The organism is Priestia sp. SIMBA_032, assembly GCF_046535215.1.
GTDB lineage: Bacteria > Bacillota > Bacilli > Bacillales > Bacillaceae_H > Priestia > Priestia aryabhattai.
In genome coordinates this window covers 1-241 of sequence record NZ_JAWRXD010001446.1, presented here as the reverse complement: position 1 = coordinate 241, position 241 = coordinate 1, and the positions used below count along the sequence as shown (strand labels likewise).

The window sequence follows — 241 nt, the reverse complement described above, 5'->3', positions numbered from 1 at the left end:
GAGCCCGCGTCGCTGATCATGGCCGACATCGACAGTTTCAAGCGCATCAACGATACGCTCGGGCACCAGGTCGGAGACGAGGTGCTCGTTCACCTGGCAGAACTGATCAGCAAGCATGTGCGCGGCGTGGACGTGACGGCGCGCTGGGGCGGGGAAGAGTTCCTGATACTCCTGCCGGGCACGCGCGAGGACGGTGCACGCTCCGTATCGGAGAACCTGCGCCGGGCGCTGGAAGAGTCGC

The 241-nt window shown here is 65.6% G+C and carries 1 protein-coding gene; it reads left to right on the top strand.

Annotated elements, in window-relative coordinates; translation table 11 throughout:
• The coding region (locus SB717_RS39105; RefSeq protein ID WP_410908663.1) for a GGDEF domain-containing protein at window positions 1-241 on the top strand (241 nt) is incomplete at both ends.